This is a genomic window from Delftia sp. NA_296.1 (genome assembly GCF_052692095.1).
The window spans coordinates 155,780-170,835 of the sequence record NZ_JBQZGF010000005.1 but is presented as its reverse complement, the minus strand read 5'-3'; the positions used below and the strand labels follow the sequence as shown (position 1 = coordinate 170,835).

Genomic DNA, 15,056 nt, shown 5'->3' with positions numbered 1-15,056 from the left:
GCGGCCTTGCGGGCTTGAGCGAGGAACTTATGCTAGATACGAGCATAAGTGCTGTCAAGCCATTGTCACAATCGGGCAAGTGCCGTGCAGCTCAGGGGGAACCGTCGATGCCCTTGGCCAGGGGCAGCTTGCTGCCGGAGATGGCCCGCTCCAGCAGCACATCGCTGCGAAAGCGGAACAGCTTGGCCGGCCGGCCCGCCGAGCCCACCGTGAGCTGGCCGGTTTCCTCGACCAGATCCTGCTGCTCGATCAGCCTGCGGAAGTTCTGCTTGTGCAGCCCGCGCCCGGCCAGGGCCTCCACCGTCTGCTGCAGCTGCAGCAGCGTGAACTCGGGCGGCATCAGCTCGAACACCACGGGCCGGTACTTGATCTTGGCGCGCAGCCGCGCCATGCCCGTGGCCAGGATGCGGCGGTGGTCGTGGTGCATGGCCTCGCCGGGCAGCATGGCGGCCGCGCCATGGACGCGGTGGGCAGCCTCCTGCACCAGTCCGGCCTCGTACAGCAGCTCGTAGCGCTGCAGCACCATGTCCTCGTTCCAGGGCCCGCCGTCCAGGCCGAAGGCGATGTCCGCGCGCTGGCGCCGCAGCGCACGCTGGGCGCCGCGCGCCTCGGCCATCCAGGCATGCAGGCGCGGAGCGATGTGCGAGCGCAGCAGGGCCGGCTCGCCGCCGCGCCAGTCTTCCCAGGGAAAGTAGCGGTACCAGTCCTGCCAGACGGCCTGCCCCGCGCTGCGGTCGGCAGACTCGCGCGTCAGCCCCAGGTAGCTGACCGAGATCACGCGCGCCCCGCTGGCATCGGTGCGATCGCCATCTGCAAAGGTGTAGAGCTGCTCCATGTAGCCCAGCGGGTGATGGGTCTGCTCCTCCACCCAGGCGCGCAGGCCGGCCTGCAGCGAACGGTGCCCCACCTCGAACGGCCCCGCCGGCAGCAACTGCCCGTCCGCCGTGGTCAGCACGCGCGGCGTACCCTGGGTCACCGCCGCCAGCACGGCAACGAGTTCGGCATGGATGGGAGAGGCTGCGGGACTGGTGGGGTGGGGCACGAAGGTGAGGGCGGTCGGTTGGCGGGATGGGTGATTATGGTGGGTTGCAGGGGCAGCTTCGAGCCCGGCACACCAGACCGCCACGGGCCATCAGACGGTCAAATTCAACCTGTTGAGCATTGGCGTGTTTTTCTATCGCATGACTATCCGCGGCGTTCGAGCGCTCGCAGGTGCTTTTCCAGCAGTTCGGCGGTGTGCTCATTCATGCCCGCCTCCCAGCTCGCGCTCGATCTGTTCGATGCTGGGCAGGCTGCTTTGCAGGGTTTCCGGCAAGGCACGGGTGAGCTCGAAACCGGAAACGCCGATGGGCTTGTCCACGCCACGCAGCGCATATTCGGCCAGCACGTGATTGGGTTTCTGGCACAGGATCAAACCGATGGTGGGTTGGTCGGTTGCGTGTCGCAACCTGTCGTCCACAACGTTGCAGTAGAAGTTCATCTTGCCCGCGTATTCAGGCTTGAAATCGCCCCGCTTGAGGTCGATGACCACGTAGCAACGCAGCTTGAGGTGGTAGAACAGCAGGTCTATGTAGAAATCGTCTCCGCCAAGGTCCAGGTGATATTGGCGCCCCACAAAGGCGAAGCCCTGGCCCAGCTCCAGGAGAAATTTTTCCAGATGGGTGATCAGACCGGTTTCCAACTCACGCTCATGAAAACCTGATTCCAGCGTCAGGAAGTCGAACAGGTAAGGGTCCTTGAGCGTTTGCTGTACTAGGTCGGAATCCGGCGGAGGCAGGCGCAAGGCGAAGTTGCTGGCAGCTCTGCCTTGTCGCAGGTGCGCGGCTGTTTCGATCTGCATCAGCAGGACACTTCGGCTCCATCCGTTTTCGATGGCTGCGCACATGTACCAATGGCGTGCGCCCGGCTCCTTGACCTTGGCGATCAGCTCGGCATGGTGGCCCCACGGCAGGGACAGCAGAACATCAGCAGCAAACACCTGTGCGCCATCTGCCGCCACCCCCGGTGTCTGGCGGCTTTGTGCCACAGCCTGTGGCACTTTTTCGCTGGGGGCAAGTTGTGCCACGGCCTGTGGCACTTTCTCTGTGCTCCCGGCTGTGGCAGCCAGAGAGGGATACTCGCGATAAAAAGCCAGCATGCGCTTGATGTTGCGCTCGGAAAAACCTTTTTCCTCCGGCAGTTCGTTGTGCAGATCCTTGGCCAGCCGAGGGATGACTGCGGCACCCCAGCCTTCCCGTTTCTGGCGCTGGTCGATCAGTGCCCCGATATCCCAATACAGGCGGATCAATTCGGCATTGACCGCCAGCATGGCCCGCGTCTGGGCATGGCGGACACGCTGCTTGATATCGGCCAGCAGTGCCGGATAGTCGGCGGGCAGGTGGGTGCTCATACTGCGCCCCCGCTGGTGGCCCTGAGTGGGTCCGGAGGGAATTCTTCGCGCACCTCGGTCCGGGCGTCACATCCAGCCTTTTCCATAGCCTGCGTGATGAACTTGGTACAGATATCGCGTTCGCCAAGCGCCTGCTTATCCATAGGACGTGATTCCTTTCTTGCTGGCGTTACCTTGCTCGGGCCTGTCTTTTCACCCTGCCGGGTGACGATGGGTCATCTTACGGCGCTCGCTCCGAAACAGCCTGGGCCTCTGCAGAGCGATCCGGCACGATCGGAAGCTCAATGTCCAGGCACCCCGCGGGACATCTGCATTGCATTCCCGCAGAAGAGTTCGGCACGGATGGGAGGGGCTGCAGGGCTGGTGGGGTGAGGCACGAAGGTGAGGACAGTCTGTTGGCGGGATGGGTGACTATGGTGGGTTGCCACCGCTGCGGCCAGCTGTCGCGCTGCCCGCCCTGCTCACCCGGCCACTCAGGCCAGCGCGGCCTTGAGGATCTTCCTGTCCACCTTCCCTACGGAATTTTCCGGAAGGGCGTCAACGTAGTGGTAGGCAACGGGTGCATGCATCCGCGAGAGCTCGCCCAGCACCGCAGCGGCCAGGTGCTGCTCCGTGAGCGCGCGTCCCGTTTCGTCGCCGGTTCTCACGACGAAGGCGCACGGCACCTCGCCCAGGTCGGCATCGGGCCGGCCCACGACACAGCAGGCGCGTACGCCCGGCACCTTCGCAAGCACGCCTTCGATGAGGTTGGGAGAGAGGTTCTCGCCGCCGCGGATGATCACGTCCTTGATGCGGCCGGTGATGTACAGATACCCCTGGGCATCGAAGCGCCCCAGGTCTCCGGTGCGCAGTGCCGGCCCGGGGTCGGCGGGCGCGCCTGCGGTCTCCTCTTCGAGATAGCCCAGCATGAGGGTGGGTCCGCTGATGCAGATTTCTCCTTCTTGCAGGGGATCTTCGATCTCGGCACCGCCCGGCCTGGCAAGAAAGACCCGCTGCCCCGGCAGCACCGTGCCCACGGAGCCCACCCTGCGCGCGAGCGGCGGATTCATCGTGGAGGTGCAGGTCGCTTCGGAGAGCCCGTACGACACGACCAGGGGCACGCCCAACTTTTCCTCGACCCGCCTGTGCAGCTCCTCGGTGATGGGGGCCGAGCCGCAGCGCGCCATTCGCAAGGCGGCCAGCGAGGCTGGCGGAAACTCGAACGCGAGCATGCGCGAGTACATGGTCGGCACTCCCGTGATCACGGTGGGCCGATGCCGCTCCATCAGCGCCGGCATGTCCTGCGCCTTGAAGCGCTCCGCCAGTACGACGGCCGAGCCCGCCAGCAGTGGGGCCAGCAATTGGTTGTTGACGCCATTGGTGTGGTGCAGCGGCATGGTGTGCAGCAGCCGGTCCTGCGGGCCGAGCCCCGTGTGCCGGACGATGCCGTCCGCGTTGACCCGCAACCCCAGGTGGCTTTGCAGCACGCCCTTGGGCTTGCCGCTGCTGCCGGAAGTGAACAGCAGGTAGGCACAGTCCCGGGGGCCCGATGTGCAAGCCCAGTACGGCTGCACATCGGGAGCAAGGCTTTCCAATGCAATGCGCCGTACCTGCGCAACGGCCGCCAGACAGGGATCGTCATGGTGGCTCCGGTCATGCACCAGCCAGGTCATGGCCGTCGCCGCAAAACGCCTTGCGGTCTCCTCGGCGCCAAGCCCGGGCTCCAGCACGCAGGGACAGGCGCCGGCCACCAGGGTAGCAAGCAGGGCGCAGGCCAGGTCCAGCGACCGCGGCACGGCAATGGCCACGCGGTCGCCCTCGCGTATCCCGGCAGCCCGCAGGCCACCGGCCAGCACGCCCACCCGCTGCGCGAGGGCTCCGTAGCTCAGGACACCGCCTTGCGCCACCAGGGCCGGCCTTGCGGCCCACCCTGGCGACTGCCAGCGGCGATGAAAGGCCGCGACCAGGGATTCGAATTCGTCGGTCATTGGCAGCTCCTGTCCGGTGCGGCTCAGCGCAGGCTCACGCGTGCATCGCGCTCGAACTGCCCGTCAGGGTCCAGCGAGGCCAGGGCCTGGAGCTCGCGCTGCGTTGGCGGGTCGGTGGGATGCGCCGTGCTGGCGTCAAACTCGAAACCCGTGCGCTCGCGCACTTCTTCGAGGGATGCCTGCGGGTGCCATGAATCCAGCGCCAGGCGTCCGTCGCGCTTGATGAAGGTCGCGATCGGAGTGACCACTCCATGAAAGCCTCCCCACGAGGTGCGAAAGTCGAGCTTGTTCACCAGGGTGCGCGTCGAATGCTCGGTACGCCAGGTGCACGCGCGCAAGGCGGTGGGAAGCATGACGGCGCCGCCGCCTCCACCGGGAAGGCGCACCTTGGGCCTGTGCCAGTCGCCGATCGCCGAGTTGTTGGCGCACCCCTCGCCGTCGATCTGCGCCGCGCCAAGAAACGTCAAATCCATGCGCCCGCGGCAGCACAGGTCGTAGAAGTCCTCGTTGGCGAAGATGGACGCGCTGCGCTGCGCGAGCACGGGGTCCGAGCTCGACAGCGGGACGCTGGACGGCTCGGGGTCCACGCCGCCCGCGACGTTGATGTAGATGAAGTCCTCATCCAGCGTCTTTTTGGCCAGCAGGCAGGCCAGCATGGGCAAGGTGGAATTGACGCCGCTGAACGTGATCTCGCCGGGCCGGATGAACCGGGCCAGGTTGATGGCGATGTATGAAAAACCGGACCAGTTCGCGCTCATCGTGCCTTCTCCTGTGTTGCTGCCTCGGGCGCTTTCGCCAGGTGCGCGGCCAGGGCTTCGTCGCCCTCGGCCAGATAGCTTTCGACCGCGGGGTAATCGATCGGATAGCTGGGCCAGCATGAGCCTGGCCAGGCGCCGCCGGGGACGACGGAGAAGGCTTCGACCATGAAATACGGCACGACGGTGGACTCCGGGTTGTCCTGGAATATCTGCGTGTCCACCAGCTTTTCCGCCACCACCAGCACACTGCGTGAGGCACGGCTCATGATGCGGTCCCAATGCGGCGTGCCCGCAATGCGCACGTTCCCCTGCCGGTCGATCTCCGAGGCAAGCAGCACCGCATAGTCCGGCTCGATGGCCGGGATGGCGTACACCGGTGCGCGATCCGAGTACGGGTCCGGAAGGCTCACCCAGCCGTTCAAGGCGGGCAGGTCGCTTCCGTGCAAGCCCGCGCAAGGCTGAAAGGGGATGCCGTACGCCGCCGCGCGCAGCCCGGCGGTCAGGCTCGCGCAGGCATGCTCTTCGAGAACGACTTCCTGGCGCTCGACGGCCCGGCGGTACCAGGGCGCCAGGCCGAAGTTGCCCTCCATCGCGACGATGCCGGCCCGCACCTTTCTGACGGCCCCGGCCCGGCAAAGAATGTCGATGTCGTAGCCGGGAGACTGCTTGATGATTTCAAGGCCGGTCCTGCCCTGGCGGATCAGTTCGCGCACGAAGGCGAACGGGCCACGGTGAAGAAAGCTCCCGCCGATGGCCAGGGAGGCCCCGTCCGCTACGCGCGAGACGAGTTCCTGCAGGGGAACACATTTGTTTTTTCCGACGAATCCAGAAGGCATGGGTTGGTCCTTGTGAAAATTGCTCCACTACTGGCCCAGATACTTGCGCAGCCGGTCTTTCAACCCTGGCCGCACGGCGGAACGCACCAGATGCGCCAGGTCGGCATCCGCCTGTACCGTATCGAGCGCGCAATACAGCGAGGCCCGGGCCTCATCCTCGAGTTCAACGACCAGCGCTTCGCATTCCTGCACCACGCCCGGCCAATCCTCCTGGGCCAGGACCTGCTGGACGAATCCCATCTGCACGGCCTCGTCCGTGGAAAACGGCCGGCTTGCGCCGAGGATGTCCAAGGCCTTCTGCGTTCCCACCAGGTCGGCGAAGCGCCGGGTTCCGAGCACCAGGCCGAACTTCAGGCCGGGCATGCGGAACATGCCCTGTGCGCTGGCAATACGCCGGCGGCATGCGGCGAACAGGTCGACGCCAGCCCCGTACACCTTGCCATGCGCCAGGGCGACGGTGTATGCCGGCGACGTTGCAAGCGCCTGAAGCAGCTGTTCGATGCGGATGAAGCGCAGGACGAGATCGCCTTCGCTCTGTGCCTCCAGGTCGGACAGATCGAAGCCGGCGCACAGGCTCTTTCCAGCGCCGCGCAGGACCAGCAGACGAGCCCCCTGGGCATGGGCATGCCGTACCCCCTCCAGCAGTGCGTCGACCAGCTCCGCGTTGAGGGCATTGAGCTTGTCGGGGCGGTTGAGGGTGAAAGTCCAGCGGTGGCCGCTGACCTGGATATCCAGGACGCCGCTCATACCGTCTCCTTTGCGCCATCGCGCAGCGGACCCAGCACCTGCTCGTTGTGCTCGCCCAGCGAAGGCGGCCGCAGCCGCACCGCCAGCGTGCGGTCATCGAAGCGGACGGGCGAGACAAAGGTCCTGGTCTTCACGCCGTTGGGCAGCTCCAGCGGTTGCACCCACTGCATGTGCTCGACCTGCGGGTCGGCGAGCACCTCCGAGTACCGATTGATGGGCGCGCAGGGCACCCCCGCGTCGCGAAAGCGCTGCAGCCAGGTCGCCGTGTCGGCTCGCACGAACTCCTCTTCGAGGATCTCCAGCAGAGCATCCTGGTGCTGGGCACGCAGCGTCGGCGTCAGGAAACGGGCATCATCCAGCAGCGCCATCTTGCCGACCACTTCGCAGACCGAACGCCACAGCGCGTTGTTGCCGGCGGCCATGCCGAAGTAGCCATCGGACGAGCGAAAGACGCGGTACGGCGCGTTGCGGGGATGGGCCGAGCCCAGCGCGCGCGGGTCACGCCCGCTGCCGAAGTACTCCGATGTCTGTAGCGCCGCGATACCCAGCGTGGCGCCCAGCATTGGCACATCCAGATGTACACCCTGTCCGCTGGCCTGCGCCGCACGCAATGCCGCCGCAATGGAGAAAGCGGCATACAGGCCCGCGGAGAAATCGGCCAGCGGCACGCCGCACTTCACGGGAGCGCCGCCCTCCTCCCCGGTGATGCCCATGATGCCGCTCATGGCCTGGACGGTGAGATCGAACCCGCCTTCCCCGGACCGCGGCCCCGACTGTCCGTAGGCCGAGATGGAGCAGTAGACCAGGCGCCGGTTCAGGGCCTGCAGGTCCTTGTAGCCCAGCCCCAGGCGGTCCATGACACCGGGGCGATTGTTCTCGATGAGCACATCGGCACCCCGGACCAGCTCGCGCAGCAGTTGCACATCGCCGGCCTCCTTGAGGTTGAGGGTGACCGACTTCTTGTTGCGATTGAGCGAGGCGAAGTTCTCGCTGTAACCGTCACTGATGGGTGGCCAGCTGCGCAGGGTGTCACCGCCTTGCGGGTTCTCCACCTTGATCAGCTCGGCCCCCAGGTCCGCCAGGAGCATTCCGCAAAAAGGCCCAGCCGCCACGTTGCAGATCTCGATCACTTTGATGCCGTCCAGCGGCAGTTGATGGCTCATGTTGTCTCCAAAAACGAGGGGCGTGGTCGGCGTGTGCGGTTGGCTGGGGTTATCGCCAAGGTGTTGCCGCGTTGACAAATCCTACCAGCGGCACCCATGATGTCAACAAATTATGAGACATCAATCCTAATTTTTGGGAATAAATAAAGAACTGAATTCAAGCCGACAGCGATCAGAAACCCATCGACCCCAAGGGCAAAAGGAGACAAAAGATGATTCACAGACGCCAAATCCTGGCAGGCATCGCAGGCATGGCCTGCTCGGGGCCGTTGCTCGCACAGCAATGGCCGGCAAAGCCCGTGCGCGTCGTCACGCCCTACCCGCCCGGCGGCGCGACCGACATCACGGCACGCGTCTATGCGCAGTACCTGGGTCAATGGCTGGGCCAGCCCTTCGTCATCGAAAACCGGGCAGGCGCCGGAGGCGAAATCGGCGCCACGGCCGTGGCCAACAGCGCCGGCGACGGCTACAGCCTGCTGTTCGGAGCGATTGGCAGCCTGGCAATCCACGCGGTCATCCCCACGCAAAAGCCTCCCTACGACCTGATGACGGCATTGACCGGCATCTCCATGGGCAGTTCGGTGCCTCTGGCCATCGCGGTGCGCAGCGACCTGCCCGCCCATTCCGTGGCCGAGCTGGTCAAGCTCGGCAAGGCCGGCGGCAAAGGCCTGACCTATGGTTCCGCGGGCAATGGTTCCACCCAGCACATGACGGGGGAGTACTTCCAGCAGGCGGCCGGCATGAAGCTGGTGCACATCCCCTACAAGGGAAGCGCGCCCGCTGTCGCCGATCTGCTGGGTGGCCAGATCGACCTGGTCTTCGAGACGCTGCCGGCACTGGCCTCGCAGATCGGCAGTGGCAAGCTGCGCATCCTGGCCGTGACCAGCGCCAGGCGCAGCGACATGCTGCCCGACGTGCCCACGCTCAAGGAATCGGGCTTCCCGGATTTCGAAGTCACGACCTACTACGGGCTGCTCGCGCCCAAGGCCACACCCCTGGCCATCGTGGGCCAGCTCTCGAAGGCCATGCAGGAGATCGCAAAGATGCGCGAAGTACGCCAGACGCTGCAAAAGCAGGGCGCCGATGCCTACGCAAGCAGTCCCGAACACACCACCCGGCTCATCGAGGCCGAGCTGGCCAAGTGGGGCCAGGTTCAAAAAACTGCCCAGGTGCAGTGAACGCAACGGCACCCTCATGCAAAGCATGCGAATTGCCGTCGTGGGAGGCGGCTCCGTGGCCACATCCTTCCTGTTCCATCTGGTGCGTGCGCGAGTGCAGGCACAAAGCGCCCTCCCTCGGCTGCAGGTGCTGGTCTTCGAGCCGGCCCCTGCCGTCGGCCGTGGAGCGGCCTATGCCGACGACGCACCCACCAATCTTCTGAACGTCACGGCCGGCAGCATGTCCGTCGCCGAAGATGACCGGCAACACTTTCTGCGCTGGCTCCACCGCCAGGCAATCACCCATTTCCAGGGCGAGCAGATCACGCACGACTCGTTTCTGCCGCGCCCGCTTTTCGGCCGCTATCTGGAAGATGTCTACCGCGAAACCTGTGACACGGGGGCCACGTTGGGCGTGGACATCCGCCACGTCCGGGAGGCCGTGCACGATGTCAGGGCAGACCCACCGGTCGGCTACCGGCTCGTGACACAGCAGGCAGAGCACATCGCGCAACGGGTGATCCTCGCCATCGGCAACCTGAGCTCGGCCGCGTTCGAGGACTTGCACGGCCACGCCGGCTACTTCGACAGCCCGTACCCGGTCCGGGCACTGGCCCGGGGCATCCCCCGCGATGCGACGGTATGCGTGCTGGGCACGAGCCTGAGCGCCATCGACGCCGTGGTGGCGCTTGCAGAAGCCGGCCACACGGGGCCGATGTACTGCATGTCCCGCAACGGCAGGCTTCCGTCGGTCAGGGGCCTGAAGAACCAGCCCGTCACACTGAGTCCGCGCCTTGTGGCCACCCTGGCCGAAGGGGTCGCCCAAGGCCGCCGCCTGACACTGCGAGAGGCAATGGGTCTGCTCGCAGACGAACTGGCGCACCAGGGCATAGCGTTCGACGAACTCCTGGACCTGCAGGCTGCACCGCCCCCTGCCACGGACTATCTGCAAGAGGAAATCACGCTGTCCTCATCGCGCCCACGGCAATGGCAGTCGCTGGGCAATGCGCTCAACGCCGTCGTGGACGCCATCTGGCAGCAGCTCGACGAAGCCGGGCGCGAGCGCTTCGACGCCACGCTGCGCAGCATCTGGATGGCTCGCCGCGTGACCTTCCCCATCGAGAATGCACGCAGGCTGCAGGCACTGCTTCGTGCGGGGCGCCTGCAGGTGATGCCGGGCCTGCAGTCTGTAGCCCCGGTCCCCGGCCAGCACCACCGGTTCCGCATTCAGGCCCGGGACAGGGCCGAGCTGCAAGCGGACGTGGTCATCAATGCCACGAGCTTTTCCGCGGACGCCAGGCACTCGGACCTGCCATTGCTGCGCAACCTGCTGGACCGGGGCGAGGCCTGCCCTCACCGCTTCGGCGGCTTGTGCGTGGATTTCGCGACCGGAAATCTGATGCGGTCCGACGGCAGCATCAATGCGGACATCAGCGTGCTGGGCACCATGGCGGCAGGAACCTACTTCTGGACCAACTCCATGGATGTCAACGCACGGCTCGCACGGGGAGTGGCCGGCCGACTGGTCCAGGAGTTGTGCGCATCGGAAACTCGGGCCGAGCGCACCTGCCCCATCTGATCCCCGGGCACGGCGCGAGCGGGCTCGCAAAGATGCTGTCCGGGCCGTGAGCGACGCCATGCGTGCTAAGCTCATCCCAACATTTGGGATTCATTGCATGGACAAAACGCTACTCAAGGGCCTGGCAGTGCTGGAGGCCATTGCCGAGATGCAGGGCGAGGCACGCGTCATCGACGACGTGGCGGCCCGCGTGGGCCTCACCCGAAGCAATGCGCACAGGACACTGCAGACCCTCATCCACGCCGGATACGTGGAGCGCGACCCGGCAGGCGGGGGCTTTCGCAGCACGACCAAGATGTATGCACTGGGCGTGCGCCAGCTGGGGCAGCTCGACCTGCGCAAGATCGCTCCCTCTTTCATGGCGGTACTGGCCGAGGAAAGCGCGGAGACGGTCCATCTGTCGGTGCTTGAAGGGCAGGATGTCATCTACGTGGACAAGATAGACAGCATCCAGCCCATACGCGCCTACTCGATGATCGGTGGCCGCGCTCCCGCCTACGCCGTGGCCACGGGCAAGGCCCTGCTGGCGGCGCAGCCCGCGCAGTACCTTGACCGGCTACCTGACCCTTTGCCGAGGTTCACGCCAAACACGATCGTGAGCAAGGAGCTTCTGAAGGCCGAATGCGCCAAGGCGCTTCGCGTCGGATATGCGGTCAATCGCGGGGAATGGCGCGAAGGCGTTGGCGGCCTGGCCGCAGCCGTGTACGACGCCTTCGAGCGTCCCGTGGCCGCCATCGGCATTTCGGGACCGCTGGACCGCCTGAGCGTGGCCCGCATGAAGGAGATGGCGCCGCGCGTCATCGACGCCGCCGCGCAACTCTCGAAGGCCCTGGGGTACACGCGCGGGTATTTCGGCGAATCGGTCTGAACGGACTCATAGATCCACTGACCCGTGGCCTGGAGGCCTGGCCGTTTGATCATCCTGCATCCCAGTTCACGCTCGAGGTCGGGGCGGTCGGTTGGCGGGATGGGTGATTATGGTGGGTTGCAGGGGCCGGTCCGCCCGCGTTCACGCATGGCGGTCCAAGCTTCCGATGTACTGGTCCACCATGGCCTTGGCCTGTCCCAGGCTGCAGCCATGCTCGCTCTGGCAGACCCTGATGGCCGCCATCTTCTGCAGGGGGTCGGCGGCAAGGGTGCGCCAGTCGATCTTTGCGGGCTCTGGCGCAGGGCCGTGCCGCGCGTCTCCCTCCTCCACCGAACGCACTTCCCAGCGTGCCACGACGGGAAAGGAAAGGTCCACGGCGGGCAGCCGGTCCAGTTCGGCCGCCAGTTCATCTTGTGAAATCAATGAAGCCACCTGGCGAACACGTGCCCGGGGCCCGTCGCGCCAAGGCCTGATCTCCAAGGGGCGCCGGCAGAAATCCTGCAGATAGTCACCCAACTCCTGCGTCATGAAGCGCGCGGCCTGCGCGACATCGGCCCGCAACATTTGCAAGGCCTCCGGCTGCGAGAAGTCATCCAGCTGATCGCTCAGGTCCGCAAAGGCCTGCAGAAATCCCGCACAGACAAAGTCATCGAAGCAGGCGTGCGAAACACTGCTGGCCTCGTCATCGTGCAACACCAGCGCCACGCCCACGCCATGCGTGTCCAGCGGCGTCAGGCACCAGGCATCGCCGGCTCCCGACTGGGCGAATGGCAGAAAGCTCCGGCCGTTCTGTGCGCCAGGATGAAGCCAGCCCTCGATGATTTCCCGGCTGGCTTCGGCGTCTATCCATTCGAAGTCCTGCCAACTCATGAACAAGGGCGGGTCCTGCAGGCAGCGCTGGCGCCAGGTGGCGGCCCAATCCGGACCGTAGACGGTCTTTCCCGATGCCAGGAGGTCGCTCAACAGCGGCGGCAGCGCAATGCCGGTCTGGGTGGAGAGGTCGGCGTAGGTGGTCATTGGATTCATCCCACGTCCATATGCAGCCGATGCCGGCCGCAATGCACGCACCGGAAAAGGCAGCCGGAAATCATGCCGTCCGTGGACATGCGCTCCAGCATCCACTGCGCATCGTTCCTGCAGCTGCCTTCGATGTCGGGCAGGACTTCAGCGAGGAAAGGCTCGATGGTCTGCCTGTCGGCGTGACCCAGGAAGACACAGGGTGCATTGCAGTGCGTGAGCCATACAGGCTGCTGCCAGGCCCTGTAGCCGGGCGTGCGCTGAGCTATTTCCAGCAGCAGTTCCCTGGCGATGGTGGGCTCGGGGTCTGCCGGGTCAGGCGACACGCCTTCGATATCGGTATATCCCACAAGTTCGCCGTCGTATGTCTCGCAAGCCTGCCCGCTGGCAATGCACCAGGGACACAGGTAGTCGGGGCTTTGCTGGCTGTAGAACGGGCCTTCGTACTTGAGGCTGCGGTTTTGTCCGCAGCAGGAGCACACACCCTCTTCCTGCTCGAAGACGGTTTCGTAGGCGCCGGGATGGAATCTGAAATGCGGGCGTTCCATTTCAAGGTCTCTCTTTCCCCAATGGAAAGGCGCCATTGTCCATGGACGTTCGGTGCGCGGGACCGAATCGATCCAGGCATGAAAAAACCGCGCACAAGCGCGGTTTCCTGAGGTGGGCGAGAACTGCTTTTCAGCAGTTCTGCCGCGGCATCCGTTGCCTCAGACGTTGATCACACGTTTAAACGTTGATCGGTCGGCAAAGGGCCGTGAACGCTAGGTTTCGCGGGGAAATCGGTCCACGGGCTTTGCGGGAATCGCTGGAAGTACCCCCAGTTGTACCCCAAAATGAGGGTATCGGGATGATAGATCAGTCTGGATGCTGGTGCCAGCGCTGCGCCTGCCGGATAAAACGGGTATGGCGCAGACCGCATTTTTGGCTGACGCCTGGAACGGTACGCGATGAGATGCAGAGGAACGGGCCACTGTGGCCCAGACCTTGGAGACTTCTCATGGCAGACCACCACACCCGTCACAATCCGCTGGGGCAAGACGCCTTGTTCACTACTCCGGCCTCACTCATGCTCGACGCCCGCCTCACGCCGCTGGAACGCAATGGCTGGCAGGTTCTGCGCATGCTGCGCTCTGCGGAGGGCATCAGCCCGCTGGCAACCCTGGGGCAATTGCGCCGCTATCTCACCTCCACCCCGCTGGGGCAGAGGGCCGGGTACGAGACGGCCCGGCGCGTTCTCGTCGTGCTTCGGTTGACGGGCTGGATCAGTCTGATGGGCCAGCAACGCGATCCGTTGACCAGCCATGTGCTCAGCGAGCTGTATCAGGTTCACGAAAGCGCCCTGCACTTCCAGCAGGCCTGCGCGCTCGATGCCAGCCTGTCCGCGCTTCTGCAAGCCTCCATCGGCCACGAAAACAACCAGGTGGATCGGGTGGCCGTCCACATTCAGGCAACGCTGGCACAAGCGCCGGAAGCTGCATCCATTGCGGCCCACGATCAATTCCGCGATGACGATGATTTGCCCCCGACGCCGCCGTCGCAGGCGAGCGAGGCAGCCGACCCACTGCCATTGTCTGGCGATTCCGCTGGCAGCACGCTTGTTCCGCAACAGACCGGACACGCTCGCCACATGACGACTGAGCCGGGCGGTACGTATAAGACGTATATGTATAAAAAAGAACGTACGTACCGCGCGCGCGAAGGCGACGGCGATCCGGCATCGCGGCTGATGAGCTTGCCACCTTGCCTGAGCAATGCCCAGGCAGATCAGCAAAAGGACGTGCAGGCCGCCTTACGGCGGCTGTCGCCGCAGCGTCGCCAGGAAGTGCTCGACGAGTTGCAGGCACGCAGCCAGAGCGGCACCGTGCGCAATGTCGTGGCCTACTTCTTCGCCTTGGTGAAGCGCGTCTTTGCGGGCGAGTTTCGTCTGTGGGCAGGACGTAAGGAGATGTCTGCCGCGAACCGGCCTACAACTCCGCCGCGCACCGAAGTCCGCCCGGAACCGACTGCGCCACCGGCATCGCGTGAAACCGCCCTCGCGCACATCGCCAACATCCGCAAGATGCTGAACGCCTCGACGAACGCTGGGGACGTCGCGGCACAGGCAATGCAGGCCAGGGGATGGCAACCGCGTCCTGCGTAGCAAATGCTGCCGCGAAACGGGGCGTCACTGCACGCCGCAGTGACGCCCCGCGCAACACCGCAAACAATGCGGGAGAAAGTCAGTTCCTATTGCGTGCGGCCTACATGATGATGGCCGCCCCACACTGACCGGGCAGTTGCCAAGACCGATGGGCTTCATACATCGGCAACCCCAACAGCGCAGGTTCCTGCAAGCGCTGGCCCGACCGGGTGGAGCCACCCCAGGTATGCCCAGGCTCCGACCGCATACCGGCCCCACCGAGGGCGGAGCCTTCTTCGTCTGTTTGAACTCATCCCTACCGCGCCGCCTTGCGCACTGTCCTTTGCGGCAATTGCCTGTGCGCAACGCACAGGGTTCCCGCTGCATTTCTCATCCCACTCACTTCATAGGAGGACTCGTCCACGTTCGCATCACTTTCGTCTTGTAGTACCCCCG

At 65.1% G+C, this 15,056-nt stretch carries 13 protein-coding genes; 4 read left to right on the top strand and 9 right to left on the bottom strand.

Annotated features, from left to right (window positions below):
• Positions 1 to 91 precede the first annotated feature (91 nt).
• The 7 genes from ACUTR7_RS14450 to ACUTR7_RS14420 form a co-directional block, all read right to left on the bottom strand.
• Positions 92 to 1,042 carry an NUDIX hydrolase gene (locus ACUTR7_RS14450; protein WP_013804059.1) on the bottom strand — a complete coding sequence of 317 codons (951 nt, stop codon included), beginning with the start codon at positions 1,040 to 1,042 and terminating at the stop codon, positions 92 to 94.
• A 198-nt stretch (positions 1,043 to 1,240) separates the two neighbouring features.
• Positions 1,241 to 2,389 (bottom strand): PDDEXK nuclease domain-containing protein, encoded by a 1,149-nt coding sequence (locus tag ACUTR7_RS14445; RefSeq protein WP_445609091.1) that lies wholly within the window; start codon positions 2,387 to 2,389, stop codon positions 1,241 to 1,243.
• A 473-nt stretch (positions 2,390 to 2,862) separates the two neighbouring features.
• Complete coding sequence (locus tag ACUTR7_RS14440) at positions 2,863 to 4,356, bottom strand: class I adenylate-forming enzyme family protein (protein ID WP_065347411.1); 1,494 nt, start codon at positions 4,354 to 4,356, stop codon at positions 2,863 to 2,865.
• A 23-nt stretch (positions 4,357 to 4,379) separates the two neighbouring features.
• Positions 4,380 to 5,114, bottom strand: a complete 735-nt coding sequence (locus ACUTR7_RS14435; RefSeq protein WP_063327183.1) for a CoA-transferase subunit beta — start codon at positions 5,112 to 5,114, stop codon at positions 4,380 to 4,382.
• The gene (locus tag ACUTR7_RS14430) at positions 5,111 to 5,950 is read right to left on the bottom strand and encodes a CoA transferase subunit A (protein WP_445609090.1); all 840 of its coding nucleotides are present in this window, start codon (positions 5,948 to 5,950) and stop codon (positions 5,111 to 5,113) included. Before ACUTR7_RS14430 ends, ACUTR7_RS14435 begins: the two co-directional genes overlap by 4 nt.
• 27 nt (positions 5,951 to 5,977) lie before the next feature.
• The gene (locus tag ACUTR7_RS14425) at positions 5,978 to 6,697 is read right to left on the bottom strand and encodes an enoyl-CoA hydratase/isomerase family protein (RefSeq protein WP_216295121.1); all 720 of its coding nucleotides are present in this window, start codon (positions 6,695 to 6,697) and stop codon (positions 5,978 to 5,980) included.
• A complete protein-coding gene (locus ACUTR7_RS14420; RefSeq protein ID WP_216295122.1) occupies positions 6,694 to 7,860 on the bottom strand; it encodes a CaiB/BaiF CoA transferase family protein in 1,167 nt (388 codons plus the stop codon). The genes ACUTR7_RS14425 and ACUTR7_RS14420 overlap by 4 nt, the downstream gene beginning before the upstream one ends.
• Positions 7,861 to 8,072: 212 nt before the next feature.
• Between ACUTR7_RS14420 and ACUTR7_RS14415 the strand changes: the two genes are divergently transcribed.
• The 3 genes from ACUTR7_RS14415 to ACUTR7_RS14405 all read left to right on the top strand — a co-directional run bounded on the left by ACUTR7_RS14415 (position 8,073) and on the right by ACUTR7_RS14405 (position 11,464).
• The gene (locus ACUTR7_RS14415; protein ID WP_445609089.1) at positions 8,073 to 9,038 is read left to right on the top strand and encodes a Bug family tripartite tricarboxylate transporter substrate binding protein; all 966 of its coding nucleotides are present in this window, start codon (positions 8,073 to 8,075) and stop codon (positions 9,036 to 9,038) included.
• On the top strand, positions 8,944 to 10,596 hold the full coding sequence (locus ACUTR7_RS14410; protein WP_445609088.1) for an FAD/NAD(P)-binding protein: 1,653 nt from the start codon (positions 8,944 to 8,946) through the stop codon (positions 10,594 to 10,596). The genes ACUTR7_RS14415 and ACUTR7_RS14410 overlap by 95 nt, the downstream gene beginning before the upstream one ends.
• 97 nt (positions 10,597 to 10,693) lie before the next feature.
• Positions 10,694 to 11,464 (top strand): IclR family transcriptional regulator, encoded by a 771-nt coding sequence (locus ACUTR7_RS14405; protein WP_063327189.1) that lies wholly within the window; start codon positions 10,694 to 10,696, stop codon positions 11,462 to 11,464.
• A gap of 141 nt (positions 11,465 to 11,605) precedes the next feature.
• On the opposite strand, the gene ACUTR7_RS14400 is transcribed toward ACUTR7_RS14405, so the two are convergent.
• Both ACUTR7_RS14400 and ACUTR7_RS14395 read right to left on the bottom strand, forming a co-directional pair.
• A complete protein-coding gene (locus ACUTR7_RS14400; protein WP_445609087.1) occupies positions 11,606 to 12,481 on the bottom strand; it encodes an SMI1/KNR4 family protein in 876 nt (291 codons plus the stop codon).
• 5 nt (positions 12,482 to 12,486) lie between these two features.
• Complete coding sequence (locus ACUTR7_RS14395; RefSeq protein WP_313238493.1) at positions 12,487 to 13,029, bottom strand: CbrC family protein; 543 nt, start codon at positions 13,027 to 13,029, stop codon at positions 12,487 to 12,489.
• 449 nt (positions 13,030 to 13,478) lie between these two features.
• Between ACUTR7_RS14395 and ACUTR7_RS14390 the strand changes: the two genes are divergently transcribed.
• Positions 13,479 to 14,621, top strand: a complete 1,143-nt coding sequence (locus ACUTR7_RS14390; protein WP_445609086.1) for an STY4528 family pathogenicity island replication protein — start codon at positions 13,479 to 13,481, stop codon at positions 14,619 to 14,621.
• The last annotated feature ends 435 nt before the right edge of the window (positions 14,622 to 15,056 follow it).

What these genes read in the sequence shown, in the direction of transcription:
- ACUTR7_RS14445 (WP_445609091.1), bottom strand. Translation starts at nt 2,389, where the DNA reads ATGAGCACCCACCTGCCCGCCGACTATCCGGCACTGCTGGCCGATATC.
- ACUTR7_RS14440 (WP_065347411.1), bottom strand. Translation starts at nt 4,356, where the DNA reads ATGACCGACGAATTCGAATCCCTGGTCGCGGCCTTTCATCGCCGCTGG.
- ACUTR7_RS14435 (WP_063327183.1), bottom strand. Translation starts at nt 5,114, where the DNA reads ATGAGCGCGAACTGGTCCGGTTTTTCATACATCGCCATCAACCTGGCC.
- ACUTR7_RS14430 (WP_445609090.1), bottom strand. Translation starts at nt 5,950, where the DNA reads ATGCCTTCTGGATTCGTCGGAAAAAACAAATGTGTTCCCCTGCAGGAA.
- ACUTR7_RS14425 (WP_216295121.1), bottom strand. Translation starts at nt 6,697, where the DNA reads ATGAGCGGCGTCCTGGATATCCAGGTCAGCGGCCACCGCTGGACTTTC.
- ACUTR7_RS14420 (WP_216295122.1), bottom strand. Translation starts at nt 7,860, where the DNA reads ATGAGCCATCAACTGCCGCTGGACGGCATCAAAGTGATCGAGATCTGC.
- ACUTR7_RS14415 (WP_445609089.1), top strand. Translation starts at nt 8,073, where the DNA reads ATGATTCACAGACGCCAAATCCTGGCAGGCATCGCAGGCATGGCCTGC.
- ACUTR7_RS14410 (WP_445609088.1), top strand. Translation starts at nt 8,944, where the DNA reads ATGCCTACGCAAGCAGTCCCGAACACACCACCCGGCTCATCGAGGCCG.
- ACUTR7_RS14405 (WP_063327189.1), top strand. Translation starts at nt 10,694, where the DNA reads ATGGACAAAACGCTACTCAAGGGCCTGGCAGTGCTGGAGGCCATTGCC.
- ACUTR7_RS14400 (WP_445609087.1), bottom strand. Translation starts at nt 12,481, where the DNA reads ATGACCACCTACGCCGACCTCTCCACCCAGACCGGCATTGCGCTGCCG.
- ACUTR7_RS14395 (WP_313238493.1), bottom strand. Translation starts at nt 13,029, where the DNA reads ATGGAACGCCCGCATTTCAGATTCCATCCCGGCGCCTACGAAACCGTC.
- ACUTR7_RS14390 (WP_445609086.1), top strand. Translation starts at nt 13,479, where the DNA reads ATGGCAGACCACCACACCCGTCACAATCCGCTGGGGCAAGACGCCTTG.